The sequence below is a fragment of the Pedobacter sp. 01T416_2 genome (assembly GCF_056398925.1).
The window spans coordinates 1-3,817 of record NZ_JBFTQI010000588.1 but is presented as its reverse complement, the minus strand read 5'-3'; the positions used below and the strand labels follow the sequence as shown (position 1 = coordinate 3,817).

At 37.1% G+C, this 3,817-nt stretch carries 5 protein-coding genes; 2 read left to right on the top strand and 3 right to left on the bottom strand.

Annotated features, from left to right (window positions below):
* On the bottom strand, positions 1 to 989 hold a 989-nt coding region (locus tag AC1DPQ_RS20805; RefSeq protein WP_477610743.1), incomplete at its 3' end, for a glycosyltransferase family 4 protein.
* Positions 990 to 1,004: 15 nt separating this feature from the next.
* The gene (locus tag AC1DPQ_RS20800; RefSeq protein ID WP_184469604.1) at positions 1,005 to 1,823 is read right to left on the bottom strand and encodes a 2,3,4,5-tetrahydropyridine-2,6-dicarboxylate N-succinyltransferase; all 819 of its coding nucleotides are present in this window, start codon (positions 1,821 to 1,823) and stop codon (positions 1,005 to 1,007) included.
* Positions 1,824 to 2,071: 248 nt separating this feature from the next.
* Here AC1DPQ_RS20800 and AC1DPQ_RS20795 point away from each other — a divergent pair, with 248 nt between their 5' ends.
* Positions 2,072 to 2,473 carry an RNA-binding S4 domain-containing protein gene (locus AC1DPQ_RS20795; RefSeq protein WP_029279693.1) on the top strand — a complete coding sequence of 134 codons (402 nt, stop codon included), beginning with the start codon at positions 2,072 to 2,074 and terminating at the stop codon, positions 2,471 to 2,473.
* Here the strand turns inward: AC1DPQ_RS20795 and AC1DPQ_RS20790 are convergent, their stop codons facing one another.
* A complete protein-coding gene (locus AC1DPQ_RS20790; protein WP_477585029.1) occupies positions 2,474 to 3,247 on the bottom strand; it encodes an EcsC family protein in 774 nt (257 codons plus the stop codon).
* A gap of 109 nt (positions 3,248 to 3,356) precedes the next feature.
* Between AC1DPQ_RS20790 and AC1DPQ_RS20785 the strand changes: the two genes are divergently transcribed.
* Positions 3,357 to 3,817: hypothetical protein (locus AC1DPQ_RS20785; RefSeq protein ID WP_477610742.1), on the top strand; the 461-nt coding region annotated here is incomplete at its 3' end.

The window sequence follows — 3,817 nt, the reverse complement described above, 5'->3', positions numbered from 1 at the left end:
GTTGCTGCGACTACGGGGATCCCAGAATAGAGGGCTTCGATAATCGGAATGCCAAAACCTTCGTAAAAGGAAGGATAAACAAAAACATTTGCCATTTGGTAAATGCCAGGCAGATCGGCAAAAGGGATATTTTTTAAGAATAGAATTCTGTTTTTAAGGCCGAGCTTTTCTATTTCTTTCTCAACGGTTTTAAAATAAGCGGTTTGTTTACCTATTACCACCAGTTTATACTCCTCATTAACCTCTTTTAAAGCCTGAACAGCCAATATAAGGTTTTTACGCTCTTCAATGGTACCAACGTTTAGGATGTATTTTTCAGGCAGTTTATAAGTTGCCCTAATGCGGCTTAAGGTTTCTTTAGCAAAAGGTGTTTTAAAACTGTCATCACAGCTTTGGTAAATTACCTCAATTTTTTCAGAACTGATCCCATATAAATCAATAATGTCTTCTTTTGTTTTTTCGCTGATGGCGATAATTTTATTGGCCCGTTTACAAGCAGATTTGCTTTTCCACTCGTATAATTTCCGGTCGATAAATTTATAATACTGAGGGAAGCGAAGAAAAATTAAATCATGAATGGTAACGATCGATTTAATCCGGGTATGTTGTATGGCTAATGGAATTTCATGACTGAGCCCATGATAAATCTGGCAACCATCTTGATTTAAATCTTTAAGGATGTTTAAACTTCGCCATAAAAAAGGCCCGTTTTTTGGAAGCTTCAGTTCGATGTTTTCATTTGCGAGAAAAGCATCAATCTGTTTAGCAGATTTTACTTTTGGAGCGTACACCAAATACTGATGCTGAGGAAACTGATGTGCCAAATGCTCAATTAAAGACCGGCTGTAATTACCTAATCCTGTTAAGTTATTGGCAGCACGCTTGCCATCGTATCCGATTTTGAGCGAAAAGCTTAAAGCCGAAAGACTAAAGCTTGATTGCTCAAGTTCTTTACTTTCGGCTTTTTGAGTTTTGCTTTCAGCTTTCACCTTTGTGCTTTCAGCTTAAACCGCTACGTTATTTTCTCTCAACGCATCGTTAAGCGAAGTTTTCTTATCTGTACTTTCTTTACGTTTACCAATAATTAAAGCACAAGGTACCTGGAATTCGCCTGCAGGGAATTTTTTAGTATAGCTTCCTGGTATTACTACCGAACGTGCAGGAACAATTCCTTTATATTCTACTGGTGTAGGACCGGTAACATCAATAATTTTAGTTGATGCAGTTAATACCACATTAGCACCTAAAACAGCTTCTCTTTCTACTTTAACACCTTCTACTACAATTGCTCTAGAGCCTAGAAATGCATCATCTTCGATAATAACCGGAGCAGCTTGTACAGGCTCTAAAACACCACCAATACCCACACCACCACTTAAGTGAACGCGTTTACCAATTTGTGCACAAGAACCAACAGTAGCCCAGGTATCAACCATAGTACCTTCATCAACGTAAGCGCCAATGTTTACGTACGATGGCATCATGATTACACCTTTTGCTAAAAACGCACCATAACGTGCACTTGCCATAGGCACAACACGTACACCAGTTGTTTTATAATCGGTTTTTAAATCCATTTTATCGTGGTAAACAAAAGGACCACTTTTAATTTCTTTCATCTCGCGAATTGGGAAATATAAAATTACTGCTTTCTTTACCCATTCATTAATGCCCCAAGAGTTTAAAACTGGCTCAGCAACACGGATTTCACCCTTATCAAGGCCCATAATAACGGCTTCAATGGCTTCGCAATAGTTACTGTATTTTAAAAGGGTTCTATCCTCCCAAGCGGCTTCAATTAATTTCTTTAAATCTGAATACATGATGTTTTTAAATTTTACGCAAAATAAATCAATTTTTGCTTATTAAATGGTTAATTGTTTAAATTGTTTTGTAGATAGGTTAACTGGTTAATCGTTTGAATTGGTTAACTGGGTCTGCGGGGTGCTTAATCGTTAAATTCTTATGAATTAGGTTAATTGTGGTTAGGCGTATTCTGCAGCTAACCGATTAACCAGTTTCTACAATTAATCAACATAGGAATTAACCTAATTATGTATTTTTGAATTTTATGACAGAGACAGAAAAACTTAGGATAGATAAATATTTGTGGGCGATCAGGTTGTTTAAAACACGGAGCTTGGCCACCGATGCCTGTAAAGCAGGAAGAGTGAAACTCAAAGGACAGAATATTAAACCTTCTGCTATTGTGAAAGTTGGTGAGGTTTATCAGGTATCGAAAGGGATTGAAAAGAAAATTATCGAAGTGGTAGAACTGTCGTACAACAGAACAGATTCGCCAACAGCCTTAACAAAATATAAAGATTTAACGCCTGTTGAAGAAACGCATGCTTTTAAATCGATGTTTCATGCACCAAATTTAAAACGCGATAGAGGTACTGGCCGTCCGACTAAAAAAGACAGACGTGAAACTGACGATTTGATAGGAGGAATGTTCGAAGAGGAGGATTAGTTAGTTTTCAGTTTGCAGTTTACGGTTTTCGGTTTCCTGCGAACTGATCACTGCATACTGCAAACCGAAATACCGCATCCGGTAACTCATCATTGCTGTTTTGCCCAGTTTTTCTATCAATTTATAATTGGCGACTGCACCGACTGCTGCCCCTACAAATGGAAGCATCTGCGCAAGTTTCGCTAAATCAATATAATCGCGGTATTGCTGTTGGAAGGTAAGCCAGTCAAATTCATCAATATTGGTAGGTAATTGATGGGCTTTATCATCCCAATCCTGCATTTTCATAAATATATTCTGGCTTTCTTTTTTACTTGAAAAGGCCAGCTGGAAGATGTGTAAAATATATAAACGTTCGCGGTAATCTTTAACATCGTATCCGTAAACTGCAGCAATATCAAAAAGCATCTTCATCTTTATGCCCAGCAATAGGGGGAAATCCGCTAGGCTCATTAAAAAACCTCCTGCTCCTGTAATTCCGCCTTCTGCCGCACCTGTTTTTTTATAGTTTTCTATCTTTTGCTTAATTAATGCCTCGCGGTGCATCAAGGTTAAATCGGTAATTGGTTTCGATGTGGTAAATGTAGAACCAAAAAGCACAGCCTTAACCATCTGTTTAATCGCAGTAGTTATGGCATTATGAACTTTATCAGGAATATAACTGTTTATTTTCTTCTGCACCTTATTAGTTACCTTATTCAAGAGCGAAGGTTTTTGCAAGGTTTTAAACTTCCAGAAATTTAGTTCACTACTTATTTTTTGTTCGTAGGTCATGCTTAATTACTACAATAATTATTCCTTAAAATTTAACATAAAATAACTTTGAAGAATAAAGAATAAACTATATATTTAGTTACCTAAATATGAACTTAATCCTTTCATTATGAAAACCTTAAAATTGTTATGCTTACTCGTATTTGCTGCTGGAGTAGCAAATGCACAAGGCGTGAAATTTTCTGCTAATACGCCTGCAGCAGGAAGTACAGTTAAATTTACTTACGACCCTAAGGGGACCAATCTCGAAAATTTGGCTGATGTAAAATGTACCAGTTATACTTTTTTTTCAAAATCGAATCCCAAAAGCACTAAAATTGAACTCACTAAAGACGGAACGGTTTATAAGGGAGAAATTTCTACTCCGGATAGCGTTACCATAGTTGGACTTGCTTTTTCGGTAGGTGATAAAAAAGATGAAGCGCCTGCCGGTTATGTTTTAGAATTTACTAAAGCAGGGAGAGTGCCAGCTGAAGCTTATCTTAACGAAGCTTTTTTGTACGGATTGGCAGGAAATTACTATTTGGGTCTTACTATCGATCCAGAAAAGGCCGTTTCACTGTATAAACA

Excerpts from the sequence above, each read along its gene's own strand:
- AC1DPQ_RS20800 (WP_184469604.1), bottom strand. The coding sequence starts at position 1,823 with ATGTATTCAGATTTAAAGAAATTAATTGAAGCCGCTTGGGAGGATAGA.
- AC1DPQ_RS20795 (WP_029279693.1), top strand. The coding sequence starts at position 2,072 with ATGACAGAGACAGAAAAACTTAGGATAGATAAATATTTGTGGGCGATC.
- AC1DPQ_RS20790 (WP_477585029.1), bottom strand. The coding sequence starts at position 3,247 with ATGACCTACGAACAAAAAATAAGTAGTGAACTAAATTTCTGGAAGTTT.